This window comes from Dechloromonas aromatica RCB, from assembly GCF_000012425.1.
In genome coordinates this window covers 1988369-2013007 of sequence record NC_007298.1, presented here as the reverse complement: position 1 = coordinate 2013007, position 24639 = coordinate 1988369, and the positions used below count along the sequence as shown (strand labels likewise).

The following is a 24639-nucleotide window of genomic DNA, read 5'->3' as shown; positions in this document are numbered from 1 at the left end:
ACAAACATTTACTAGGGCTTAACTGCAATTTACGCAGCGGATACAGACAATTCGATATCGATAACCCCCTTAAACCAACCATGAATACCAAAATAAGCTCCCTGCTTTTATCTGCCCTGCTTTTCACCGCTTGCACGCCGATGGAAGGCCGCGGTGGGCTGGATAGCAGCTCACCCCGCCGCGGCGAAATGGAGGGCGGAAGTGGCGACGGCAGCGCGATGGTGGTCGATAATCTGCAGGCGCAATTGCAGAAGACCGCTGAAGCACTGACGCTGACGCCGACCCAGGCCACGCTGTGGGATGCCTACCAGGAAAGGGTCGGCGCCCTGATGGCCGACCAGATGAAGCTCCAGCCGTATCGCGCCATCCGCCTGAACGCCATGCAGCAAATCGACCAGAAGGTGGAAACCGTTCGCAATCGCCTGACGGCCATGGAAGAAATCCAGGAAACCGCGAGCAAGCTCTACAGCGCGCTCAACGAAAGCCAGAAGAAAACCGCCGACCAGATGCTGCCCGGCACAGTGCCGGCACTCTATTCCGGACTACGCAACGCAGGAGATGGTGGCGGCGAACGCAACAACTCCCGCCGTAACGGCCCCGATGGTGGAATGAGAGGCCCGGGCGGCGGCATGGGCGGCTTTGGGCGCATGTAGTCGACAGCGTGTTTTCGACCTAAAGCGTGATTCCAGTATACCTTGGCTGTAAAAATGATTGACGACAAAAAACGAGTTATTTACTGACCAGACAATCCAAAAAAAATATCCGATCAAATTTAACTACGGTAGATTTTTTTTCATTGCGTCAGCCATGCTTGCAACTGTTTACATTAAGCCGACACTAAACAATGCCATACTCGAATCAGTATTTTTGCTGTAGCAAATAGCAGCTTATCTTTTTACTCCACCAGCTTCCGAATAGGAATTTATTTTATTTCGCAACCAAGATGTCAATCCATCTGTACTTAACAAGGCTGGGCGTTCAATTTTTCTATAGGAAAGATAAGAAATAAAAATCAATATCGGCGAAACTGCAATAATTGCAGACCAGTAATCAATTGGCTGAAGTAATTTTGATTTTTCAAATCCAATCACATACCTAAACAACAGAAATAAAACTATCCCGTGTAAAAGGTAAATGCTATACGCCAGCTCGCCAAGTGCTCTCGAAACGGCGTTAGTGAGCAATCCAAAAACCCCATTGCCAGCAGCAATCATAACAAACACCGCGGAAAGCATGGCAATCGGCGCCCAATCATATGTCGATGGAAAAAAAGCGACGGTTGCCGAAATTAGCAGGATTGCCGCCATTGAAAAAACTTTCTTGCGTAACAAGTAGCGTAAGTAATCAATGCGCACCAAATATGCAGCCGCGATTCCTCCAACGAAGGAAAGCCAGTGATACATGTAAGTGTGATTTTTAAATATAAATATTAAAACAAGAACGCTAAAAATAATGTAAACACGACCCACCCGAACCCGATTAACGAGTGCAAAAACAGGCAGGAGCATATAGAAACACCATTCGTACGGGAGTGACCAAGTAACTCCCGCCATAATTAATGATGTCCTTTCAATTCCATTAATATCTGGATTCCCGCGAACCGTAAAAGCCATCCAGCGTAAAACCTCCGAAGCCAAAACGCTGATGGGTTCATGAAGTGTTGCGCCTGACAAGGAGAATACAATTAAAAAAAGAGCACCCATTGCAACCGCGTACAACGGCATAAGGCGCAAGAATCTTGAGACATAAAGACGCAACCAGTCAATTTCCTTGCCTCTTCCCTCGAGTATTTTCGAGAAAAACAAGAAACCAGTAATCATAAAAAAGAACGCCACCCCGGTCTGACCAAAGTGGGTATATAGATTTGATGGCGGCACAGCCCACTGATTCGTCTTGAGGTAAAAGAACCAAATTATCGAATGATGCAGAAATACGCAGAAGGCCAAATAACCGCGCAACCCATCTATTGCCAAATATCTGCCTTGCTCTTCAGGTGGCCCGAATTTTCTTATCAGCACAAAGCAGGAAAATAGGGCCATGAGAATTGCGAATAAAGCGGGGGCTGGGCTAGTCGGGTTCAATTGGAATTAGTAGTTGTAATAGATTTATTGGATGACACCTTGTCGAAAGGAAATATCCCCCTACCACCCAAATAACTGACCTCAAAAAGTCTTTGGTGGTTTCCTGCATTTGATCCAGTATTGATTGATTAAAATGAGTCCGTTGCAGCCATCGTTTAAATCTAGCCACCCTGACCGCCCGCCGCCCCGCAGGCATGGCAGAAGCGCGCAAAGGCGCTCTTGCGTTCCTTGCATTGGCCGCAATGGTCGAACAGGCAGATGCCGCAATGCGGGCAATAATCGATCGCGGTGTTGGTCAGGTCGACAGGCCGCTCGCACCCCGGGCAAACCTTCTTGGCCAGCCGGGCCAACGCCGTGTCGTAGCTGAGTTCCTTGCGTCGCTCGACATCCGGCATCGCCTCGGCCTGCTTCTGCTTTTCGAGATAGCGGTTCAGCGCCACGATGGCGTAGCGGCCGACCAGCACGGTGATGACGATGCCAACCACGTAGCGCACATAACCACCATAGCTCGGCAGATAGGGCACCAGCTCGACGAAGAAGGCGAACAGCGCAAAGTAGATGAAGCCCCAGACAAAGGGCCACCATGTACTCTGCCGTTTTTTGGCGAACAGCCAGCCGGCGGCGACCAGCAGCGGCAGGGTCAGCAGCAGGCGATAGCCGAATACACGGAGCTCCTGATGGCGCAGTTCGACATCCAGTTTTTCCGAGGCGGTCTTTTCCAGTTCATGCAGGTCCCGTTGCGCCTTCCCCTCAGCCTGCCGGGCGTCGAGCAGGTTCTGCTGCTGGCGCTCAACATCGGCCAGCGCCTTGCGCTCGAGCATCTTCAGCTCATCCAGCGCCTGGGTCCGTTCGATCAATTCGCGGTCCTGCTCCGGACGCTGCGTGGCATGACGGGTCGCCAGCCAGTTATTGAAGGTATCGCGCGCCGCCCCTGAGTTGGCACGGGCAGCATTGATCTTCAACAGCGCCTGATCGTGTGCATCCTGCGCCACCTGGCGCTTCTCCTGCAGCCCGCGGAGTTCGGCGCGCAGTTTTTCCGCGGCCGGCTTGTCAATGAAATCGTCCAGCGTGTAGCGGTGCTCAACCTTCGGCAGATTGGCGACCACCGTTCCACCCAGCCCGATCAGGAAACTGGCGAAAACGAAGGCGACTATCCACAAGCCGAAACGGAACCATTTTTCCGACAGACGCAGTGCCTTGCTCATGCTTTCGCTCCTCCGGAAACCAGTTTGCGCGCCGCGCCGAATGCCTGCATGCCAAGCAGCGCCAACGCCCCCCCGACAACGCCGATCAGCGCATCGAGAAGCATCCCGGCCACGCCGCTCAACGCTCCGGCCATGGCGGCGCCGTGTTCGATCAGATGACTCAGCGGCGGGATACCATGCACCAGGATACTGCCGCCGACCAGAAACATCGCGGCCGTCCCGAGTACGGTCAGCAGGCGCATCAGTCTGGGCGCCGCCAGCAGCAAACCCTTGCCGACGACCTTGGTCATTCCTGAACCCTTCTGCAACATCCAGGCGCCCACATCATCCATTTTGACAATGCCGGCAACGATGCCATAGACGCCGACCGTCATGATCACACCGATACTGGCCAGCACTGTGACCTGCGACGCAAAGGGCTGCCCGGCCACCGTACCCAGCGCGATGACGATGATTTCGGCCGACAGCACGAAATCCGTGCGGATCGCCCCCTTGATCTTTTCCGCCTCAAATGCCGACAGATCGACGCTTTGATCGGCCACCGCCGCCAGCTCTTCGGCGTGGTGCACCGCATCTTCCTCGGCGCTGTGCAGCCACTTGTGCGCCAGCTTTTCGACGCCCTCCAGGCACAGATAAAGGCCGCCCAGCATCAGCAAGGGCATCACCGCCCACGGAATGAAGGCGCTGATCGCCAGCGCCAAGGGAACCAGGATCAGCTTGTTCTTCAGCGAACCAACTGCCACCGCCCAGACTACCGGCAATTCGCGTTCGGCCGCCACGCCGGCCACCTGCTGGGCATTGAGGGCCAGGTCGTCGCCAAGCACGCCAGCCGTCTTCTGGGCGGCAACCTTGGTCAGCACCGCCACGTCGTCGAGAAGCGTTGCTATGTCGTCGAGCAGGACGAGGAGGCTGGCACCGGCCATATCAGGTTTCCGTATTCGTTGCGCCGTCGTCGCCGGCTGTATCCAGTGAAAATTCACGTATCCAGGTTGAGCGCCGCTCACAGGGCGATCGCCGCTCAACCAGCACCTTGCCCTCACGCGTGTAGAACGGCGGCGGGGAAATGCGGGTGACGCCGCGACGGTCTTTCCCTCGGGGGTGCAGCTTGCGCTCTGAATGTTCGTTCAGGGTATCGCTTCCCATCGCATTCTCCTCAGGCGGGGTGGTTCGGACCGATGATTATGCCACGATGCTATTGATGGATGTCTGCTGGACATCGCTGGCAGCCTCCATCGCTCAGGCGGCTCAATCCACTGCATCCCCCCACCCGGCTGAGGTCAGATATCCGTAAAAACCGCGGCCTCCGGCAGTCGTGACTTGGGAAGCTTGGCGTTGAAATCACCTTCGCCGCGATAGCCTAGCGCCACCATCACCACGGCACGCAGGCCCTTTTCACCAAGGCCAAGCGCGGCATTAACGGCAGCAACATCGAAGCCCTCCATCGGACAGGCATCGACGCCAAGGGCGCCGGCTGCCTGCAACAGCGTACCGAGCGCGATATAAACCTGGCGGTCGATCCAGACATCCAGATCCTGCTTGTCGCGGTGCAGCCCCACATAGAAGCTCCGTGACGTATTCTGGGTCGCCTTGGCCTCCGGCGTGGCAAAACGGCCATCGCTCTCCTCCTGAGCCAGCACAGCGGCCAGATGCGCTGCATCCAGGTCGGTACGGGCACAGAGTATGACGAGATGCGAGCAGTCCTGTGCTTTCGGCGCATTGTAGGCATAGCCGCCCTGCAGCGTGGCCACGATCTTTGCCTTGCCTTCGTCACTGGCCGCCACCACGAAGTGCCACGGCTGCGAATTGACCGATGCCGGCGCGAAACGCAACACGGTGCGCAGGTCATCCATCACCTCTGCCGGAATCTTGCGGGCAGGGTCGAAGGCCTTGCAGGTGTAGCGGGTGGTCGCGATCTGGGCAATGTTCATTGGGCTTCCTTTTCTGAATATGCGTTTGATTCGTTGCGGCAGCCGCGCTGCCGGTTAAAATCCGGGTCCGCGCCGCTGCTTGCGGTCGACCGACATTATCTCCCTAATTCCAGAGCGCATGACCGACTACTCCGCCGCCTCAATCCGCGTCCTCAAGGACCTCGAACCCGTCAAGGAACGTCCCGGGATGTACACCAGGACGACCTGCCCGACTCATATCGTGCAGGAAGTCATCGACAACGCCGCCGACGAGGCACTGGCCGGTTTCGCCAAAAAGATCGCAGTCGCCATCCGTGCCGACGGGGTCATCGAGGTTTCCGACAACGGACGCGGCATTCCGGTCGAGATACACCCGGAAGAAGGCCGGCCGGCGGTCGAACTGGTCTTCTGCAAGCTGCACGCCGGCGGCAAGTTCAACAAGAAAGAATCGGGCAACGCCTACCGTTTCTCGGGCGGCCTGCACGGCGTCGGCGTTTCGGTGACCAATGCGCTGTCGATCCGGCTGGAAGTCGAGATCAAGCGCGGTGGCGGCATTCATCACATCGCCTTCGGCGCCGGCTTTGTCACCGAACCCCTGAGCCGGATCGGCGACTGCGGCCAGCGCAACACCGGGACCACGGTCCGCATCCAGCCTGACCCAAAGTATTTCGATTCGCCCAAGGTCAATCTCGGCCAACTGGAGCATCTGCTGCGCTCAAAAGCCGTGCTGATGCCCAATGTCACGGTCGAGCTGGACATCGAAGGCCAGGACAAGAAGGTCTGGTGCTACGAAAACGGCATGGCCGACTACCTGAACGAAATGATGGTCGGCACGCCGGTAGCACCGATTTTCGTTGGTGAAAAATACGTTGAGACTGCCAATGGCTTTGCCGTCGGCGAAGGTGCGACCTGGGCGCTGGCCTGGTTCGAGGAAGGTGGCGGCAAGCCGGAAAGCTACGTCAACCTGATCCCGACGCTGGATGGCGGCACCCATGAAGCCGGGTTGAAGGCTGGCGTCTTCGAGGCGATCAAGGCCTTTGCCGATCACCACGCCATCCTGCCGGCCAAGGTCAAACTGGCGCAGGAAGACGTTTGCGGCAAGATGACCTATCTGCTCTCGGCCAAGGTGCTCGACCCGCAATTCCAGGGCCAGACCAAGGAAAAACTGACCAGCCGCGATGCCTACAAGCTGGTCTCGCAGATGGTGCGCGACCCGTTCGAGCTATGGCTGAACAGCCATGCCGATTTCGGCAAGAAGATCGCCGAACTGGCCGTCAAGGCGGCGCAGAACCGGATGAAATCGACGCAGAAGATCGAGAAGAAGAAGTCGTCCGGCATCGCCACCCTGCCCGGCAAACTGACCGACTGCGAATCCGACGACATCTTGCGCAACGAAATCTTCCTGGTCGAGGGCGATTCGGCCGGCGGCTCGGCCAAACAGGGCCGCGACAAGGAAACCCAGGCCGTGCTGCCGCTGCGCGGCAAGGTGCTGAACACCTGGGAAGTCGAGCGCGACCAGCTGTTCAAGAACAATGAAGTACACGACATTTCCGTCGCCGTTGGTGTTGATCCGCACGGCATCGAACAAATCGACAGCGTCGATGTCACCGGCCTGCGCTACGGCCGCATCATCGTCATGTCCGACGCCGACGTCGATGGCTCGCACATTCAGGTGTTGCTGTTCACCCTATTCCTCAAGCACTTCCCGGCCCTCGTCGAGCGCGGCCACATCCACGTCGCCCAGCCACCGCTGTTCCGCGTCGACGTTGAAGCCCGCGGCCACACCCGCAAGGTCTATTGCCTGGACGAAGCCGAGAAGGAACAGACGCTGCAGAAGCTAGCCGACGAAGGCGTCTCGGAAAACAAGATCACGGTCTCCCGCTTCAAGGGCCTCGGCGAAATGAACCCGGACCAACTGTGGGAAACCACGCTCTGCCCGGACACCCGCCGCCTTGTGCCGTTCCAGGCCAGCCGCGAAACCATCAAGGAAATGGCCACCACCTTCACGCTGCTGATGGGCAAGGGCGAAGCCTCCGGCCGCCGGGCCTGGATGGAAAAGGACGGCGGATTGGTTGAGGCTGACGTTTGAGCGATTTTCCGCCTGACCGGGCATTTTCTGGCCTTACCGTGGTCTGATTCGCATCTGAATCACGCCGAACCCCAAGCTGTTCAAGCAAGCGAAGCCGATGAAAACCCCGAAAAGACTCACCACCCTCGTTGAAGAAGGCCTTGTAGACGAGGTGATCGGGCAGTTGATGAGCGGCAAGGAAGCCACCGTCTATATCGTGCGTTGCGGCGAGCACATTCGTTGCGCAAAGGTTTACAAAGACGCCAAGCAGCGAAGCTTCCGCAAGGCCACGTCCTATCAGGAAGGCCGCAAGGTCAAGAACAGCCGGCAGGCGCGGGCCATGGAGAAAGGCAGCCGCTACGGGCGCCAGATGCAGGAGGAAGTCTGGCAGAACGCTGAGGTCGATGCGCTGTATCGGCTGGCTGCTGCCGGCGTGCGGGTGCCGCAGCCTTACATCTGTTTTGATGGCGTTTTGCTGATGGATCTGGTGGTCGATGCCGATGGTGGCGCCGCGCCGCGGCTGAACGATGTCGCCCTGAGCGAAGCAGTGGCGCTGGAGTTTCACGCCATGCTGGTCAATCAGGTGGTGCGCATGCTGTGCGCCGGGATCATTCACGGCGATCTCTCGGAATACAACATCCTCGTCGATGAAAACGGGCCGGTCATCATCGACCTGCCACAAGCCATCGATGCGGCTGCCAACAGCACCGCAGCCGAAATGCTGGAGCGCGACGTCAACAATCTGCGCAGCTATTTCAGCACCTTTGCCCCCTCACTCGCTGACAGCCAGTACGGCAAGGAAATCTGGGCGCTATACGAGAGCGGTTTGCTCCAGCCAGAGCAGGTTTTGACCGGTAAGGTTGAACTCGACGAAAGCCTTGCCGACGTCGATGCCGTACTGCTGCAAATTGAAGAAGCGATCAAGGAAGACGAAATTCGTCGGATGTGCCAGTAAACTCAAGGCGGATGCCTGAGCGAGTTGTTACAAGCAGTCACTTCCAGACCGTCGTAAACCCGCGAGAATCAGGCCTGAAAATTTCTGCAGAATGTTTTCGAAAAATCACTCCATGGCCAAATCATTCACCGTCCCCCTTGTCATCACCGCTGGCGTTATTGCCCTCGCTTTTACGCTCAATCCGTCGCCGGAAAAACACCGGGAAAAGATCAAACAGGTCATTGCTGAGCGTAGTCAGGTCGAGCGCATCCTCGGCATCGGCCATCTGACCTCCTTCGTCTCGCAATACCACTCGCTGGGCGTGGCTTCCTACACCACCGTTAATGACAAGGTCACGTCGACTGGCGCCTTTGGCATGGTGTTCGTGCTTGATTGACCCCTCCGATTGCCTGCCACCAATAACATGCCCGATCAAACCACGCCTCTCCAATTAATCAATCGCCGACGCTTGCTGGGCGCCAGCCTGCTGCTGCTCGGCGGCTGCGCCAGTTTCCAGTCGGCCAAACCCGTTGCGCCGGCGCGGCCCAAGGTCGGCCTCGCCCTGGGTGGTGGCGCGGCACGCGGTTTCGCCCATATCGGCGTGATCAAGATGCTCGAATCGCACGGCATCTATCCCGACTACGTGGTCGGCACCAGTGCCGGGGCCGTCGTCGGCTCGCTCTACGCGGCCGGCTACGACGCCTTTGCCATGCAGAAAATTGCCCAGCAACTCGACGAAAAGATCTTCGCCGACTGGACGCTGGGCGGGCGCGGCCTGCTCAAGGGAGAAGCCCTGCAGGAGTTCATCAATCAGCACCTGAACAAACGGCCGCTGGAAAAGCTGAACCGGCCCTTCGCCACCGTCGCCACCGATCTCAACAGCGGCGAGCGCGTCGTCTTCCGGACTGGCGACAGCGGCATGGCCGTACGTGCTTCTGCCTCTGTACCCGGGGTTTTCCAGCCCACGCAGTTTCGTGGCAGGAGCTACGTCGACGGGGGGCTGACCAGTCCGATTCCGGTGCAGGCAGCGCGCGAAATGGGCGCCGACATCGTGATTGCGGTCGATATATCCTCCAGACCGGAAGGCCAGCCGGTCGATAGCATGACCGCAATCATCTGGCAGACGACGACCATCATGGGTGGCGCAATCGGCGCCAATGAGCTGCGCGGCGCCGACATCGTCATCCGCCCGAAGCTGCCCTATGTCAAGTCCTGGGACTTCACGGCCCGCAACGACGCCATGCTCGAAGGCGAGCGGGCCGCACAGGCGGCCCTGCCCGCGATCAAGCAGAAACTTGGGCGTTGACCACCGGCAGTCCCCAAAGCGTCACGAATTTCTGCCAGAATTCCATTTTTGAACCAGTCCAGCGGATTCACCATGACCTATAAAGTCTTTGTCGACGGCCAGGAAGGCACTACCGGCCTGCAGATCAATGAATACCTCGCCAAGCGCAGCGATGTCGTGCTGCTCAAGATCGACGCCGACAAGCGCAAGGATCTTGCCGAGCGCAAGCGCCTGATCAACGAATCCGACGTGACTTTCCTGTGCCTGCCGGATGACGCAGCCAAGGAATCGGTGTCTCTGGTCGACAACCCGAACACCTGCGTGATCGATGCCTCGACGGCGCACCGTGTCAATCCGGCGTGGACCTTCGGCTTGCCCGAGCTGGCCAAGGACCAGCGCGCCAAGATCAAGGCCTCCAAGCGCATCGCCAACCCTGGCTGCCATGCCAGTGCCTTCATCCTGGCCCTGCGCCCGCTGGTCGAAGCCGGCCTGCTGCCTGCCGCGACGCAGATCGCTGCCAACTCCATCACCGGCTACTCCGGCGGCGGCAAATCGATGATCGCCGATTACCAAAAGGCCAGCGAAAGCCCGACCCAACTCAAGGCGCCGCGCCCCTACTCGCTCGCCCTGGCACACAAGCATCTGCCGGAAATGCAGGCCTACACCGGCCTGACCGTCGCGCCGATTTTCCAGCCCATCGTCGGACCGTTCTACAAGGGCCTGGCCGTCACCGCCTACATTCACCCGCAGCAGTTCACCCGCCCGGCAACGCCGACTGACGTGCAGAAGATCATCGCCGACTACTACGCCGGTGAGCCGTTCATCCGCGTGCTGCCGGTTGATCTCGATGCGACCACGGAAGGCGGTTTCTACAATGTCGAAGCCAACAACGACACCAACCGTGTCGACATCGCCGTCTTCGGCAATGAAGAGCGCATGTTGATCGTTGCCCGCCTCGACAACCTCGGCAAGGGTGCTTCCGGTGCTGCCGTGCAGGCGATGAACGTGCATCTGGGCGTTGAGGAAAGCCTCGGCCTGGTCTGAAGCCTCGGCACGGACAAGCAAAAGGCCATATCCCGCGGGATATGGCCTTTTTTATCGCATTGGCAAATCGCTGATTAAACGCCTAGCCACTCCAGCAGCTTGCGCAGCCGGCTTTCCTCGGTGGCCATAAAGCCGGTGACACCAACACGCTTCAGCACTTGGCTGCCGCTATCGGAGTTGCCCAACTCGACCAGTGCCGCCTGCATCTTGGCGATCTGATCAACACTCACATCCTGCGACGCGACGAGCGGCATGTACGGCTGCGGCCTGGATTGATGGATAACGCGGTTGCCTGACTTGAGCCACTGGGCATATGCACCGGAGTACGAGGCGATGCCGCCGACATCGGAAATCCGGTTTTCGATTGAGAACGGAATGGCACCTTGCTCGCGAACATAGCTGACCGCTTCGTTGTCCAGGATGATGCCCTGGTCGCGCAGTTCGGCCCGGCAGAAGCGCGTCATGTAGGCATTTTTCTCAGGCATCACGAAGCTCTTGCCCTTGAGGTCGGCAAGCTTCTTGACTGGCGAATCCTTGTGCACGATCAATATGCATTGGCCGTCCGGTCTGGCTGTGGCCACAAACTTGTAGCGGTAATCGCGCAGGCCGCGTGCTGGATAATCGGACGGACGGGCCAGCACAAGATCGTACTGGTTATCCTTCATGCCCTTTTCGAGCGCTGAGAATTCGCGGACAAAAGCGACCTTGACTTCGCCGCCGATGGCACGTGCGAGCACGTCTGCCAAAGGCTGGTACTTGACGCGGGCGGCCTCGGCATCGATGCCGCCGGAGGTGCCTTCACTAACCGCGAAGATCAAAGCTTTTCTGGCAGAGTGCTGAGACTCGGCGGCATTAGCGCCAAGGGCCAGTGGAATCAGACATAGGGGGAAAAATCGACGCATGCTGTAAAACTCCTGGGCAATTTTTATAAGAAAACGATCAGATAGTTAATTTCTGATTTGCCAGACGATGATAAACCACTACCTCGAAATTACGATAGCATATTTGTCACTTTGATCTATTTTTTAGTCATGAATTTGTTTAATTTAATAAACTCATCAGCCAACTCGCTCAACTTAGCCAGATCCATTCAAACAAGCCCTAGCGGTTCGAACGACTGCCTTCGGTGAAATCCTTGATGTATTGCAGGCTGGTCTGATCCAGGACCTGCGCAATGCGCTCGCTGCTGCTGATCACGTTTTGTGCAGCCCGCTCCTCCCTGCGCCCGATCTTGCTCAGTTCGCTGATGGAACTATCGAAGAAAACCCATTGATTCCTGGCCAGGCCGATGGCGTCCCGGCTGGCTGGCGAATTTTCCCTGGCCATATCGAGTTCCAGCAAGCCGCTGGCAAATTCCTTGCGGGCCTGCTCGATATCGACCAGGATGCCTTGCGTCTGGTTGCCGCCGTAAGCCTGAAGGTAAAGGCGTGCCAGACGCTGCGACAACATGTTGAGACGTGACGACAAGTCAAGAAGTCGGCCGATCGGCGTTTCCCCTTCGCCTTCGATGAGCATGGCCAGTTTGCCGGTATGCACCATCATGTCGTCGGCAATCTGGTTGAAGCGTTCGACCGCAGCGATATCCGGGGCCTTCGTCGCGGCAACCCGCATTTCCTGCCACAGTGCTTCACTCCGGGCATACACCCGCTGCACAGTGGACTTTTGCCCATAACGCGCCAATCGAACAAATTCAGCATCGACTTCGCCGATCGTCGCGTCGATCTGCTGCCTGGCCAGCCCCGCCTTGAGCCCGATCCCGGCCTGCAAATACAGCTTGGCCAGCCGCTGGGACTGCATGCGCAAACGCCCCGCGCTAGCGATATCCTGGGCGATCTGGCCAGCATCGGCCACCTTGCCGCCGACGACTTTGGGAATGGCGTGAACGACGGGGCTCGAAGCAACAAGGATGGAACATAGAACGAACGGGAAAACAAAACGAGACATACCGGATCGGCGCATCTTGAAACACTCAGAATGACGTTGGGGCGGGCATTGGAACACGCCAACATTTCAGACCTTTTACAAGCTGGCCACCGACACTGACATCCTTCGCCTCACCATTTACGTGGCGCCAAATCGATCATGCACGGCGTCGCAAGTTGATTCCAGAAACCTGGCGAACAATAATCCCATTGGGTTTCACCACAACCAACGCACAAAGGAAAACAACAATGCATCGCCAACCCCACGCACTGCTGTTACTCGCCTGCCTAAGCCTTTGCAGTCCACCCATCTACGCCGAATCGGTGAGCGAAACACCCGACCAGGTATCCAGCGAGGCGCGTAGCGACAAAATCCTCGTCACTTTCAACGCCTTGCCGGCTGCAGGGGATTTTGAAGTCCTCGGGCCGATCTATGTCTTCAAGCGCTGGTTCGGCGGAACCGGGGCGGCGATGAGCCTGCTTGGCGAAAAGGCACGCAGCATGGGAGCCAATGCGGTTGTTGAATCCTCGGTATGGCTGGCACCAGCCTTTCCGGCTCAAGTAGCACCGCACGGGAAGGGAATCGCCGTCCGCGTGAACGACCCAAAATTGCTGCAGGCACTGGTCGACGAATCGAGTACCTGGGAATGACTACCGCCTACGTGATCGGTCACATCACCGTCAAAGATGCAGCCAAGTGGGACGAATACCGCAGCCAGGTGCCGGCCACGCTCGCCCCCTGGCAAGCCGAACTGGTCTTTCGCGGCGAGAAACTGGCCGTTTTCGGGGGAGAACACAAGCATACCGATACCGTGGTCATTCGCTTTCCGGATACCGAGGCGGCCAATGGCTGGTTCAACTCGCCGGCCTATCAAGCCCTGATTCCCCTGCGCCGGGAAGCCGCCGAAGTCGACCTGATCAGCTACGCGGCCAGCTAATCGAAACGCCGCAATCGTGCTGCAGTGGCATGATGTTGGCAATCCAGCATAGCAACAGGAGCACCGCATGCCCATTCAGCCAACCACGACCCGCATCAGCCTCGCCCTGCAAGGCGGCGGCGCCCATGGCGCCTTCACCTGGGGCGTACTCGATGCACTGCTCGAACAGGGCGACTTCAGTTTTGATGGCATCAGCGGCACCAGCGCCGGAGCCATGAATGCGGTTTGCCTGGCCCATGGCCTGATGACCGGCGGCCGGGATGGGGCCCGCGAAGCGCTTGAACGATTCTGGCTGGCCATTGCCGACTCAGCCTTGTTCCAGACCAACGGCGATGGCACGAGCAGCATGTCTCCCGCCCTGAAAATGATGCTGCAATGGACCAACCACCTGAGCCCGGAGCAACTCAATCCCTTCGACCTCAACCCGCTGCGCGACATCGTCGAAGCCCAATTCGACTTCGCCCGTCTGCGCAAGGCAAGCCCGGTCAAACTGTTCATCGCCGCCACCCATGCCAACTCCGGCAAGCTGCGCGTCTTCCACAACCACGAGATGTCGGCCGATGCCCTGCTCGCCTCGGCCTGCCTGCCAACCATCCATCGGACCATCTACATTGATGACCAGCCCTACTGGGATGGCGGCTACAGCGCCAATCCGGCCATCTTTCCGCTGTGCTACCAGTGCGAAACGCCGGACATCCTGCTCATCCTGCTGACGCCCCTGCGCTATACCGAAACACCGGATACCGCCGACCAGATCCGCGAACGCCTGCGCGAACTCGCCTTCAACTCGACCTTCCTGCGTGAAATGCGCATGTTCGCCCACCTGCGCGAGCAGATCAGCCCCAGCCGCCTGCCGATCTGGCTGCTCGAACGCCTGCCGGGCACCGCCCTGGAACGACGCCTGGCCCGCCTGCGCTTCCATGCCATCAGCGCCGAGCACTGCCTCGGCGAACTCCCCGCCGACAGCAAACTCGCCGTCAGCCGCCCCTTCTTCGAAAAACTGCGTGACGAAGGCCGAGCCCACGCCAAACGCTGGCTGGAAGGCAATCGCAATGAAGTCGGCAGAACCTCGACGCTCGACCTCGGCAAACTTTTCTATTGATCGCATACGCCAGAAAATCACCTGACTTTAATTTGTCATGTGAAGCATTGGCGCAGTCGACCAATGCTTCGCTTAGCATCTCTGGGAGAGAAATTCATGCGTCATCAGACAGAGTTCGGCCACAACCAGCCTTTCAAGATATGCCGCCATTGCGGCCATTCGTCTAAATGTTCTTGCAACCTGCATACCCAATGCTCAACGGTCCGTACTATCATTGCATATGCGGACAGCCTGCTGGAGCCTACCCTCAATGAATCAAGCGGTTACTTTGAATTGCCATGTTCACCGATTATCAATATGCGGACCGGTGGGTCCGTTGAATAACAGTTATGTTCTATGAGTGACCTGCGCCTACTACTTGCATCCACAGACGCTGAGCATTGCTTTGCCCAAGAACTTACCAAGCAGAACATGGAACAGCTGAGCAAGCGCCATTGGGGTGAATGGCGCTCGGATGTTCTGTCCGCCCACTATCCCGCCTGGATTAATTTCCTGATAAGCGAAGGCTCTGAACCGATTGGATATGTTGGCGTAGAACAAAAAGGTGAAGCCCTTTCTCTTCACAACTTGCAAATCCAAGACAAGTACAGAAACCACGGTATCGGAGAATGGGCGCTTCGCGAAATCGCGCACCAATTCCCGTCATGTAAATCGATAGAAGGCAGCGTTTTCAAAGATAACCGGGCCGTTTCATTTTTCAAGAGACAAGGGTTTGACGTTATTGGGGAGGACGAGCATTGTTTAACCATTCAGAAACGAACATAACCCGGCAGTCCACACGGACGCTACGCGATAAAGCTGCGCAGCGCTGGTGACTTCAACGTTAGGCCGTAACCGAATCAATTCACGCAAGTAAAGAAGAAATTTTCCGAAATGGATATCCCACGTATTTTCAACATCACTGAAAGTGCTCACCGCATCCACAACCCGTTTACTCCCGAAAAGTTTGCCACTCTCGGTGCCGCACTGCGTCTGGAATCGGGGACCCGAGTGCTCGACCTCGGCAGCGGTTCGGGAGAGATGCTTTGTACTTGGGCACGCGATCACGGCATCATCGGCACCGGCATCGACATGAGCCAGTTGTTCTCCGAACAAGCGGAACGCCGTGCCGTAGAGCTAGGTGTTGCCGATCGAGTCAAGTTCATCCATGGCGATGCGGCGGGCTATGTCTCTGACGAGAAGGTCGGCTTGGCAGCTTGTGTCGGTGCCACCTGGATCGCCGGGGGTGTAGCCGGCACTATCAAGCTTCTGGCGCAGAGCCTGGGCTCTGGAGGGATCATCCTTATCGGCGAGCCGTTCTGGCGGCAGTTGCCACCGACGGAAGAGGTTGCCAAGGGATGCCTTGCCCACTCAATCACTGACTTTCTCATGCTTCCGGAACTACTCGCGTCTTTCGGCCGTCTTGGCTACGACGTTGTTGAAATGGTTCTGGCTGACCAAAACGGCTGGGACAGATACGAAGCGGCCAAATGGCTTACTATGCGCCGATGGCTTGAAGCCAACGCCGATGACGAGTTGGCCAACGAGGTTCGAGCCCAACTGACCTCGGAACCCGAGCGCTACGCTGCTTGCACGCGTGAATACTTGGGCTGGGGTGTGTTCGCGCTGATGCCACGGTGAGCTTCGCATCTTGATCGGCCTAACCCATCATTCCACTGGACCTGCGCGAAAAGCAGCGCAGGCCGGTGAATTCAAACGTTCCTGAACGACCGCTTTCCTAACAGGCCTATGTCCGCAATGGGCACGAAGCTGCCTAGGAAGTGCAACTGACTAGTACGCTCCAAGCGGTTTTTCGTTTCCACGGGTAAACTAGCGGCAATGATCTCTGCCGATACCACCCGCCCGCGCATCCTCTCGGTCATCCCGCCGATGACGCAGTTGAATACGCCCTACCCGGCTACCGCCTACCTGACTGGTTTTCTGCGCTCGCGCGGTTTTCAGTCCGAACAGACCGATCTGGCACTGGCCTTGGTGCTTGAACTGCTGTCGCCGACAGGTCTACCGAAGATCAAGGCAGCCGCCGAAGCCATTGCCGGCAAGAAGCGCTCGAATACGCTGAAGATTTTCCTCAACGAGTTCGACCGTTACCTCGCCTCGATCGGCCCGGCCATTGCCTTGCTGCAAGGTCGTGACGGCTCGATTGCCCACCGCATCTGCAGCCGCGCCTTCCTGCCCGAAGGACCGCGTTTCGCCTCGCTCGACAACTACATCGACGAAGATGGCGGCGACCCGCTGGCTTGGGCCTTCGGTTCCCTCGGCGTGCAGGACCGGGCGCGGCATCTGGCCACGCTGTACCTGAACGATCTCGCCGATGTGCTGCGCGAGGCCGTCGATACCCGCTTCGAATTCGTCCGCTACGCCGAGTCGCTGGCCCAGAGCCAGGCCAGTTTCAACCCGCTGGCGACGGCATTGGCCGCGCCGAAAACGCTGGTCGATGAAACGCTGGAAAAGCTGACCCTGCAAGCCATTGAGCGCAGCCAGCCAGAGGTTGTGCTGATTTCCGTGCCCTTTCCTGGCTCGGTCTATGCCGCCTTCCGCATTGCGCAGACGATCAAGGCCAAAAACCCGAAGATCGTCACCGTGCTCGGTGGCGGCTACGTCAATACTGAGTTGCGCGAACTGGCCGAACCCCGCGTCTTCGACTATTTCGATTACGTCACCCTCGATGATGGCGAGATGCCGCTACTGGCGCTGTTCGAACATCTGGCCGGCAAGCGCCCGCGCCTCAACCTCGTCCGCACCTTCACCCGCGTCGATGGCGCCGTCCGCTACTTCAACACTGGCGAGGCGGACATCCCCTTCGAGGAAGTCGGCACGCCGACCTGGGATGGCCTGCCGCTCGACCACTACCTGTCGCTGCTCGACATGCTCAATCCCATGCACCGGCTTTGGTCGGACGGGCACTGGAACAAACTGACTGTTGCCCATGGCTGCTACTGGAAGAAATGCAGCTTCTGCGACGTCAGCCTCGACTACATCGGCCGTTACGACGCGGCCAGCGCCAAGGTGCTGGTCGACCGCATCGAGCAGATCATCGCCGAAACCGGCCATACCGGTTTTCATCTCGTCGACGAAGCCGCCCCCCCCAAGGCGCTGCGGGCGCTGGCCGAAGAGTTGCAGCTGCGCAACCTGGCGATTTCGTGGTGGGGCAACATCCGCTTCGAAAAGTCCTTCACGCCGGAACTCTGCCTGCAACTGGCCGATAGCGGATGCATCGCCATCTCCGGCGGACTGGAGGTTGCCTCCGACCGCCTGCTCGACCTGATGAAAAAAGGCGTCTCGGTCGATCAGGTCGCCCGCGTCACCCGTGCCTTCACCGATGCGGGGGTGCTCGTCCATGCCTACCTGATGTACGGCTTTCCGACACAAACGGTTCAGGATACGGTCGATGCGCTCGAATACGTCCGCCAGCTATTTGCCGAGGGCTGCATCCAGTCCGGTTATTTCCACCGCTTCGCCTGCACGGTGCATTCGCCCGTTGGCATGAATCCGGCCGAATACGGCATCAAACTGCAGCCGCTACCGCCCGGGAAGTTCGCCAAGAACGATGTGCAGTTCATCGACCCGACCGGCGTCGATCACAACAGCCTGGGCAAGGCGCTGAACAAGGCGCTTTACAACTACATGCACGGCATCGGGCTGGATAGCGACGTGCGCAGTTGGTTCAGCGAAAAAGTGCCGCGCCCGACCGTGGCTCGTCACAAGATTTCGAAGGCGCTGTCAGGCCAGTTTTAAGGCACCGAGCCGCGAAACGATCTCGGCGAACAGCGGGCGAGCCGAGACGTTTTCCTGGGCGCAGTCGGCCAGCAGGGATTTCAGTTTTTCGACTTTTTCCGGGTTGAGCGCGGCAGGTCCAATCCGCTCCAGCAACTCCTCCAGCAAACAGGAAAACGCCCGCACCTCGATGCGTTGCAGGGCCTTGGCAACGAGCGGATCATCCGGCGGCACGAACGACGCCGCGCCAAAGTCGCCGAGGATGGCCCGCCCATGGGCACCATGCAGGATATTGTGGCCATAGAGATCGCCATGCATGATGCCCTGCGCGTGCAGGTGTTCGGCCGCCGAGGCGATGCCGAGCGCGATTTGAATGGCCGCATCGAGATCGAAGCTCAAGGCTGCCGGATAAACATCGCGCGTGCAGGAATCCAGACTGGGCGGCCCGGCCAGGTTGCGGAAGCTGCTGTCGATCAGCGCCATGACCAGCCCGTGGGCATCTTCCGGGTGGGCCGCCAGCTTGCCGAGTACCGAAATCAGATGCGGGTGCGTACCGGCGGAGATGCAGGCGTTCATCTCATTCAGCGGCAAGCCATCGCTCGTCACCACGCCCTTGAACAGTTTGAGCGCCACCGGTTGCGCTTTACCGGCCGAACGCCATTCGGCCTGATGAATGACGCCTGAAGCGCCCTCGCCCAGTTGATGGCTGACGTGCAGATCGTCCCAGTGAATGGGCGCCCCCCCCACTTGAACCGGTACCTCCTGACAAAACGGATTGCCGGCAAAGGCCAGCCAGGAAAGTCGTGGCAAGGACAATAGCCATTCCGGCAAGGCTGTCAGGCGATTGGCCGCGATGCGTACCAGCTCCAGCCGGGTGCAATTGGCCATCTCGCCCGGCAGTGTGCGCAACTGGTTGCCGGCCAGCATCAGCTTCTGCAAGCGCGAGCAGTGACCGATTTCCGGCGGCAGTTCGGCAATCCGGTTATCGGTCAGGATCAGCCAGCGTAACTTGGGCGGCAATGCTGCCGCCGGCACCTGCCGAATCCGGTTCGCCTTGAAGCCGACCATTTCCAGCTGGGCGCATTGGCCGATCACGGCCGGCAATTCCGTGAAATGGTTGTCCGAACAAAAAAGAATGCGCATCTTCTGCAGCCGGGGCAGATCGTCGGGCAGCGTGGACAGTGCATTCCCTGATAAATCGAGAATCTCCAGCGTATCCGCCAGAGCGAAAATCTCGCGAGGGAACTCGCTCAGGCCACAGGCCAGTTTCAGGCGACGGCTGCCGGCCAGCTTGCCGGCGCGCAGCGCTTCCAGGGTGTTCATTGGCATTCAGGGTATTCCGACGGGGCGGGCGTGAGAAGGTGCGGCAGGATAACAAAAGATGGAGAGCAATGACTTTTCGCATTCGCCGCCCTCGGCGAGCTGTTCGCCCGCCAGATCCAAGCGCCCCTGTCACCGGAAGCACACCGCCCAAGCAATGATGGCATCGCCCGACCCGAACCATCACCAGGACATCGCTGAATCGCTGCTGGTGGAAGGCAAACGTTTGCTTGACGAGAGCTTCGCCGGCTCAGCGGGCAAAGAAAAGGCCCGCCACAAGAGCGGGCCTTCGCACTGACACCAGGCGAGACGCTTACAGCAGTTCAGCCGGAATATTGCCGCCGTTTTCGGCCAGTTTCTGCAACACGGTCTTGTGCAGCCACATGTTCATCTGCGCCGAATCGCCCATCTTCTCGGCCGGGCAGCCGAGTTCGGTAGCCAGCTCCTTGCGCACCGCCAGGCTGCTGTCCAGCCCCAGCAATTTCAGCAGATCGACGATGGAAACCTTCCAGTTGAGCTTTTCTGCATGCGCACTCGCCAAGGCCTCCAGCTTGGCCACGACATCAATGGCACTGATTGCTACCGGCACTGCGGTGACGGGTGCATCAACGGCGGCCGGCGCAGCCTCGGCAAGCACGTCCGTTTTGTCATCGCCAAACCCCAGTTTGGCCAAAATATTGCTAAAAATTCCCATGCGATTTCTCCTGAATGGCCGATTGAACAAATGCTCCGCGAAGCAAATCCCGGGCAGCGGTTGATAGTAGGACCATTCCAAGACCAGCTCGGTAAATTTATATGAAGCTTTTTTTACAATCACCAACATGGCCCGCGACTCTCACCGCGCGGCCGCGCCAGGGCCTGAAGCCCGGCCGCTAGCGGCTGTCGTAGCCGAGCAGCCGCTTTTCGACGATCAGCCGGGCAACCGCTTCGGGTACGCAGCTCTGCCAATCGTTGCGGTGATGTTGCAGGCCTGCCAGCACCTCCCGGGCGTCGATACAAAGGTGGCTGTCATCGAGGGGTTCGACGGCCAGTAGCTTGGTGTTTTCGACGAGGTGGGCCAGCAGGTGAGAGAGATTGGCCGGCACTTCCACATTGGCCAGCGTGATCAGCGCCGAACCTTCAGCCGCGCACAGGCGCACCGGATAGACGTAGACGTGGGTATTGTCCGGGAAGAGCTTGCCGAATCCTTCGAGAATGCCGCCCTCCAGGCTTTCATAGAATTTCTCGTCAAACAGGACTTCGAATTCGCGAACCGAGAGCACGATACCGATCGGCTTCTGCGTGTAATTCCGGAGATAGGCCCGCAACCGGAAATAGCGCACGTAATCTGAAATCATCACGGTGAAGCCCTGCGAGGCGAGCAGATCGACACGGGCCAGGAAATCGGCGCCATCGATTCGGTCACCCCGAAGCAAGGAATTGAGGGTGATTTCGGCCAGCGAGACGATATCGCTTTCGTCGACGGCCGCCAGCTGGCTGAACTGTTTGAGGCCGGCCGAGATCATGTCGACATCGATGCAGGTAACCGGCTTGAAATCGCCGCGCATGACCATGACCGGCTTGCTGTGAAAGAGATCGCCGGGAACCACGATATTGCCATCCGGATTGAACACCACGGCCCGTGTCAGCTGGCTGCGGATCAGGTGCAGGTTCATCAGGCGGTTTTCGACTTCTTCGAAATGAGGCCCGGAGAAGTGGATCAGGTCGACTTCGATACGTTCCGAGGTCAGGCCATCGGCCAGACCTTCGATCACCCACTCGGGATGTTCGTGATCGAAGCAGGCGCCGTAGATCAGGTTGACGCCAAGGATGCCGAGTGCGTCGGCCTGATGGGCATTATCGTTATCGAGCATGCGGACATGCAGGATGACATCGCTGGGCGCCGCACCGGGATGGAGTTGCAGGCGGATGCCGACCCAGCCGTGGCATTCGTTCTTCTGCTTGAAGCTGCGTGCGGTGACGGTGGCGGCGTAGGCAAAGAAGGTGGTGTTCTTGGCGCGCAGCGGAGTCAAGTGGTCGACGACTTGACGGAACTCGGTATCCAGCATCTGCAACAGGCGCTCACGACTGACATAGCGGTGCACGTGCCCGTAGATATCGTCACTGATCGCCATGTCGTAAGCCGACATGGTCTTGGCGATGGTGCCGGCCGCCGCACCGACCTTGAAGAAGCGGCGCGCCACTTCCTGCCCGGCGCCGATTTCGACGATGGAGCCGTATTTGTATTGGTCGAGATTGACGGCCAGTGCCTTCTGGTCAGTTGTCAGTGAGGTGTCGCGCTGATACATGATGCCCTCTGCTTCGGATGAGGTTCGTTGTCGGAAACAAGCGCCGAACTCGCCAATGGCCGACCAGGCAAACCTTCTGTCGCCGCAGCATGCCGAATGGTTTCAGATAGCCTACTCGCCTCCGCCGGCCAAAGGAAGGAGTGATCCGCCTGAAAGCCGGCTGGCGGTGCGCCTTAGCCGCGCCGGACCAGCCATTTGCGCACCTCTTCCGCGGCCCCGAGGAATAATGCGAAGGGCAAGGCGTAGAGGAAAACAGCGGCTGGCAGCGGAGCCGTGCCGAACAGGCTGTTGCCCCAGGGGGTGTAGAGGATGGCCAGCAGCAGGCCGACCTCACTGGCCAGCCCGGCCAGCAGCCAGCGGTTTTCGAACAACGGGAAATGCCAGGCAGGGAGGCGAGGATGGCGACAGACGAAGACATTGACCATCTGCGCCAGCACAATAGCCATCAGGCAGGCCGAGGTGGCTTGCAGGTAAGGCGGATCGCCCAGCGCCAGCGTTTCGCCATAGTGCCAGCCGAAGCCGTGCAGCACAAAGAAGAAGGTGGCCATGGCGCCGAGTGCTTCAAGCGGCCCGAGAAACAGGTAGGCCCGAGCCAGAAATGGCCCGGAGAGCAGGCGCTCCGCACGCGGACGTGGCGGCCGTTGCATGATGTCGGGCGACGGCTTTTCGGCGCCCAGCGCGAGGGCTGGCAGCATGTCGGTGCCAAGATCGACGGCAAGAATCTGGATGACAGTCAGCGGCAGCGGGATGCGGAAGAGTACGAAAGCCAGGTAGGGAATCAGTTCTGGAATGTTCGAGGTGAGGATGTAGGTAATGAACTTGCGGATGTTTTCATAGACCGCCCGTCCCTCCTCGATGGCATTGACGATGGTGCCGAAATGGTCGTCGAGCAGCACGATGTCCGCCGCTTCGCGCGCCACATCAGTGCCGGAGAGGCCCATGGCAATGCCGATATCGGCCATGCGCAGCGCCGGGGCATCATTCACGCCGTCGCCGGTGACCGCGACGATCTCGCCTTTGGCTTGCAGGGCCTGGACGATGATCATTTTTTGCTCGGCCGTGACGCGGGCAAAGATGATTTCCGGTGCATCGAGGGCAATTTGCAGGCTGGCCGCGCTCATCTGCCGGACTTCATCGCCGGTCAGGATGCGCGGCGTCGTGCTCCTGATCAGGTCGATTTCCCGACCGACCGCCAGCGCCGTGCGCGGATGATCGCCAGTGCACATGATGACGCGCAGGCAGGCCGTGTGGCAGCGGCCGACTGCTTCGTGGACATCCGGCCTGGGCGGATCCTCAAGACCGATCAGGCCGCACAGGGCCATGCCATCCTCATTCGCGTTCTCGCCGGCAGCCAGCGGCTTCCAGGCACAGGCGATGACGCGCAGACCGCGGCTGGCCAGGTCTTCGTGAGCCCGGTGAAGTTTCTCGCGCGCTTCAGCATCCAGTGGCATCACGGTATTACCGGCCAGCCAGGTCGTGCAGAGCGGCAACAGGTTTTCCGGGGCGCCCTTGCACAGCAGCACACCACTGCCGTCCGGCTCGCGGCTATAGACCGACATGCGCCGCCGCTCGGCATCGAAGGCAATTTCGCCGGCAAATTGCCAGGGCATGGGCAGTTCGCCGGCAAACTGCCAAAGCGCGATTTCCATCGGGTCGCCATTCGGCTGGCCGTCGGTAAATTTCAGGCTCTGGCAATACCGAGCCACGGCCCGCAAGTGCGGCTCACGCGCCGCCGGCCAGCGTTCGGCCGCGAGATGGTGGCGGCCACCGGCAAACCATTCGCGCACGGACATCCGGTTCTGCGTCAGGGTGCCGGTCTTGTCGGTCAGGATCACCGTCGCACACCCCATCGTCTCGACCGCCGGCAAATGCCGGACCAGGGCATTACGCCGGGCCATACGTTGCGTTGCCAGCGCCAGCGACAGCGTGACCGTCGGCAACAGTCCTTCCGGCACATTGGCGACGATGATGCCGATGGCGAACATCAGATTCACCCAGAAATTAAGGCCTATCGCTTCGCCAAGCAAAAAGAAAATGATGCCCAGCCCAAGTGCCATCATCGCCACCAGCCGCGAGACGCGACGGATTTCACCTTGCAGTGGCGATTCGGTGTCGCCGGTCGATTGGGTCAGATGGGCGATGCGGCCAAACTCGGTATGCATGCCGGTGGCGTAGACCACGGCGCTGCCTTCGCCGGAAACGATCAGCGTGCCAGCCAGCAGCAGGCAGTGGGCGGCCAGCGGATCGATCCCAACGCCTTTCTCGGCAGCTTCACTGCGCGCTTTCGGATAAGTTTCGCCGGTCAGCGTCGACAGATTGGCGCGCAAACTCCAGCTTTCGACCAGCCGGCAATCGGCCGGCACCTTGGCTCCCTCGGCGAGCAGCAAAATATCACCCGGCACCAGCTGCTCGGCCGGAATGTCCATCTCGCGCCCATCACGGCGCACCTTGACGCTTTGTGGCAGCAGTTTTTCCAGCGCAGCCAAGGCCTGCTCGGCGCGATACGTCTGCCAGAAGGAGAAACTGCCATTGACCAGGATGACGCCCAGAATGGCCAGCCCCAGCTCGAACATGCCCTCGCCCGGCTGCAGATAAGCGGCAGTGAAGGCCAGAATGGCGGCAAACCACAGGATCAGCGCGAAAAAATGGGTAAATTCACCAAGCAGATTCAGCCACCAGGGCGTACGCGCCACGGCTTCAACCCGGTTCGGCCCAAATTCGCTCAAGCGCCGCGCCGCCTCCTTGCCGGCCAGGCCATCGGGACCACTATCGAGCGCGGCCAAGGCTTCGGCAGGCGACTGCCGGGCGATCTGCATGCCGGAATGCTCCAT

At 59.1% G+C, this 24639-nt stretch carries 24 protein-coding genes; 13 read left to right on the top strand and 11 right to left on the bottom strand.

Features of this window, described 5'->3' with window-relative positions:
• Positions 1–80: 80 nt before the first annotated feature.
• Positions 81–653: a Spy/CpxP family protein refolding chaperone gene (locus DARO_RS21690; protein ID WP_011287620.1), complete on the top strand. Its 573-nt coding sequence runs from the start codon at positions 81–83 to the stop codon at positions 651–653.
• 234 nt (positions 654–887) lie between these two features.
• Here the strand turns inward: DARO_RS21690 and DARO_RS09655 are convergent, their stop codons facing one another.
• The 5 genes from DARO_RS09655 to nfsB all read right to left on the bottom strand — a co-directional run bounded on the left by DARO_RS09655 (position 888) and on the right by nfsB (position 5214).
• The gene (locus DARO_RS09655) at positions 888–2039 is read right to left on the bottom strand and encodes an acyltransferase family protein (protein WP_049758592.1); all 1152 of its coding nucleotides are present in this window, start codon (positions 2037–2039) and stop codon (positions 888–890) included.
• Positions 2040–2242: 203 nt separating this feature from the next.
• The gene (locus tag DARO_RS09650) at positions 2243–3286 is read right to left on the bottom strand and encodes a zinc ribbon domain-containing protein (RefSeq protein WP_011287618.1); all 1044 of its coding nucleotides are present in this window, start codon (positions 3284–3286) and stop codon (positions 2243–2245) included.
• Positions 3283–4209, bottom strand: coding sequence for a DUF808 domain-containing protein (locus tag DARO_RS09645; RefSeq protein WP_011287617.1), 927 nt, complete (start codon positions 4207–4209; stop codon positions 3283–3285). The genes DARO_RS09650 and DARO_RS09645 overlap by 4 nt, the downstream gene beginning before the upstream one ends.
• A 1-nt stretch (position 4210) precedes the next feature.
• Positions 4211–4429, bottom strand: a complete 219-nt coding sequence (locus DARO_RS09640) for a hypothetical protein (RefSeq protein ID WP_041224316.1) — start codon at positions 4427–4429, stop codon at positions 4211–4213.
• Between the two features lie 134 nt (positions 4430–4563).
• Complete coding sequence (nfsB, locus tag DARO_RS09635) at positions 4564–5214, bottom strand: oxygen-insensitive NAD(P)H nitroreductase (protein ID WP_011287616.1); 651 nt, start codon at positions 5212–5214, stop codon at positions 4564–4566.
• Positions 5215–5332: 118 nt separating this feature from the next.
• Between nfsB and parE the strand changes: the two genes are divergently transcribed.
• The 5 genes from parE (at position 5333) to argC (ending at position 10524) form a co-directional block, all read left to right on the top strand.
• Entirely contained in the window at positions 5333–7282 is a 1950-nt protein-coding gene (gene parE / locus DARO_RS09630) for a DNA topoisomerase IV subunit B (RefSeq protein ID WP_041224315.1), read from the top strand.
• Between the two features lie 97 nt (positions 7283–7379).
• Complete coding sequence (locus DARO_RS09625; RefSeq protein WP_011287614.1) at positions 7380–8216, top strand: PA4780 family RIO1-like protein kinase; 837 nt, start codon at positions 7380–7382, stop codon at positions 8214–8216.
• A gap of 112 nt (positions 8217–8328) precedes the next feature.
• Positions 8329–8592 (top strand): hypothetical protein, encoded by a 264-nt coding sequence (locus DARO_RS09620; protein ID WP_041224892.1) that lies wholly within the window; start codon positions 8329–8331, stop codon positions 8590–8592.
• 27 nt (positions 8593–8619) lie between these two features.
• A complete protein-coding gene (locus DARO_RS09615) occupies positions 8620–9501 on the top strand; it encodes a patatin-like phospholipase family protein (protein ID WP_011287612.1) in 882 nt (293 codons plus the stop codon).
• A gap of 72 nt (positions 9502–9573) precedes the next feature.
• Positions 9574–10524, top strand: a complete 951-nt coding sequence (gene argC / locus DARO_RS09610; protein WP_011287611.1) for an N-acetyl-gamma-glutamyl-phosphate reductase — start codon at positions 9574–9576, stop codon at positions 10522–10524.
• 74 nt (positions 10525–10598) lie between these two features.
• Here the strand turns inward: argC and DARO_RS09605 are convergent, their stop codons facing one another.
• Both DARO_RS09605 and DARO_RS09600 read right to left on the bottom strand, forming a co-directional pair.
• Positions 10599–11426 (bottom strand): PhnD/SsuA/transferrin family substrate-binding protein, encoded by an 828-nt coding sequence (locus DARO_RS09605; RefSeq protein ID WP_011287610.1) that lies wholly within the window; start codon positions 11424–11426, stop codon positions 10599–10601.
• A gap of 199 nt (positions 11427–11625) precedes the next feature.
• Positions 11626–12468, bottom strand: coding sequence for a type IV pili methyl-accepting chemotaxis transducer N-terminal domain-containing protein (locus DARO_RS09600; protein ID WP_041224314.1), 843 nt, complete (start codon positions 12466–12468; stop codon positions 11626–11628).
• Between the two features lie 227 nt (positions 12469–12695).
• Between DARO_RS09600 and DARO_RS09595 the strand changes: the two genes are divergently transcribed.
• The 6 genes from DARO_RS09595 (at position 12696) to DARO_RS09570 (ending at position 18221) form a co-directional block, all read left to right on the top strand.
• On the top strand, positions 12696–13097 hold the full coding sequence (locus DARO_RS09595; RefSeq protein ID WP_011287608.1) for a hypothetical protein: 402 nt from the start codon (positions 12696–12698) through the stop codon (positions 13095–13097).
• Positions 13094–13384, top strand: a complete 291-nt coding sequence (locus tag DARO_RS09590) for a DUF1330 domain-containing protein (protein WP_011287607.1) — start codon at positions 13094–13096, stop codon at positions 13382–13384. Before DARO_RS09595 ends, DARO_RS09590 begins: the two co-directional genes overlap by 4 nt.
• A gap of 67 nt (positions 13385–13451) precedes the next feature.
• Positions 13452–14486: a patatin-like phospholipase family protein gene (locus DARO_RS09585; protein WP_011287606.1), complete on the top strand. Its 1035-nt coding sequence runs from the start codon at positions 13452–13454 to the stop codon at positions 14484–14486.
• Positions 14487–14822: 336 nt separating this feature from the next.
• Positions 14823–15251, top strand: a complete 429-nt coding sequence (locus DARO_RS09580) for a GNAT family N-acetyltransferase (RefSeq protein WP_011287189.1) — start codon at positions 14823–14825, stop codon at positions 15249–15251.
• A 108-nt stretch (positions 15252–15359) separates the two neighbouring features.
• Positions 15360–16106, top strand: coding sequence for a class I SAM-dependent methyltransferase (locus DARO_RS09575; RefSeq protein ID WP_011287190.1), 747 nt, complete (start codon positions 15360–15362; stop codon positions 16104–16106).
• 198 nt (positions 16107–16304) lie between these two features.
• Positions 16305–18221, top strand: a complete 1917-nt coding sequence (locus DARO_RS09570) for a B12-binding domain-containing radical SAM protein (protein ID WP_011287605.1) — start codon at positions 16305–16307, stop codon at positions 18219–18221.
• Here the strand turns inward: DARO_RS09570 and DARO_RS09565 are convergent.
• Positions 18207–19529, bottom strand: coding sequence for a leucine-rich repeat-containing protein kinase family protein (locus DARO_RS09565; protein WP_011287604.1), 1323 nt, complete (start codon positions 19527–19529; stop codon positions 18207–18209). The two genes, DARO_RS09570 and DARO_RS09565, sit on opposite strands and share 15 nt — an antisense overlap.
• A gap of 52 nt (positions 19530–19581) precedes the next feature.
• Here DARO_RS09565 and DARO_RS09560 point away from each other — a divergent pair, with 52 nt between their 5' ends.
• Positions 19582–19818 (top strand): hypothetical protein, encoded by a 237-nt coding sequence (locus tag DARO_RS09560; RefSeq protein ID WP_041224312.1) that lies wholly within the window; start codon positions 19582–19584, stop codon positions 19816–19818.
• A gap of 15 nt (positions 19819–19833) precedes the next feature.
• Here the strand turns inward: DARO_RS09560 and DARO_RS09555 are convergent, their stop codons facing one another.
• The 3 genes from DARO_RS09555 to DARO_RS09545 form a co-directional block, all read right to left on the bottom strand.
• Positions 19834–20214: a DUF3597 domain-containing protein gene (locus DARO_RS09555; RefSeq protein ID WP_041224311.1), complete on the bottom strand. Its 381-nt coding sequence runs from the start codon at positions 20212–20214 to the stop codon at positions 19834–19836.
• Positions 20215–20392: 178 nt separating this feature from the next.
• Positions 20393–21808, bottom strand: coding sequence for a hypothetical protein (locus tag DARO_RS09550; RefSeq protein WP_011287602.1), 1416 nt, complete (start codon positions 21806–21808; stop codon positions 20393–20395).
• Positions 21809–21981: 173 nt separating this feature from the next.
• The gene (locus DARO_RS09545; protein ID WP_011287601.1) at positions 21982–24624 is read right to left on the bottom strand and encodes a cation-translocating P-type ATPase; all 2643 of its coding nucleotides are present in this window, start codon (positions 24622–24624) and stop codon (positions 21982–21984) included.
• Between the last annotated feature and the right edge of the window lie 15 nt (positions 24625–24639).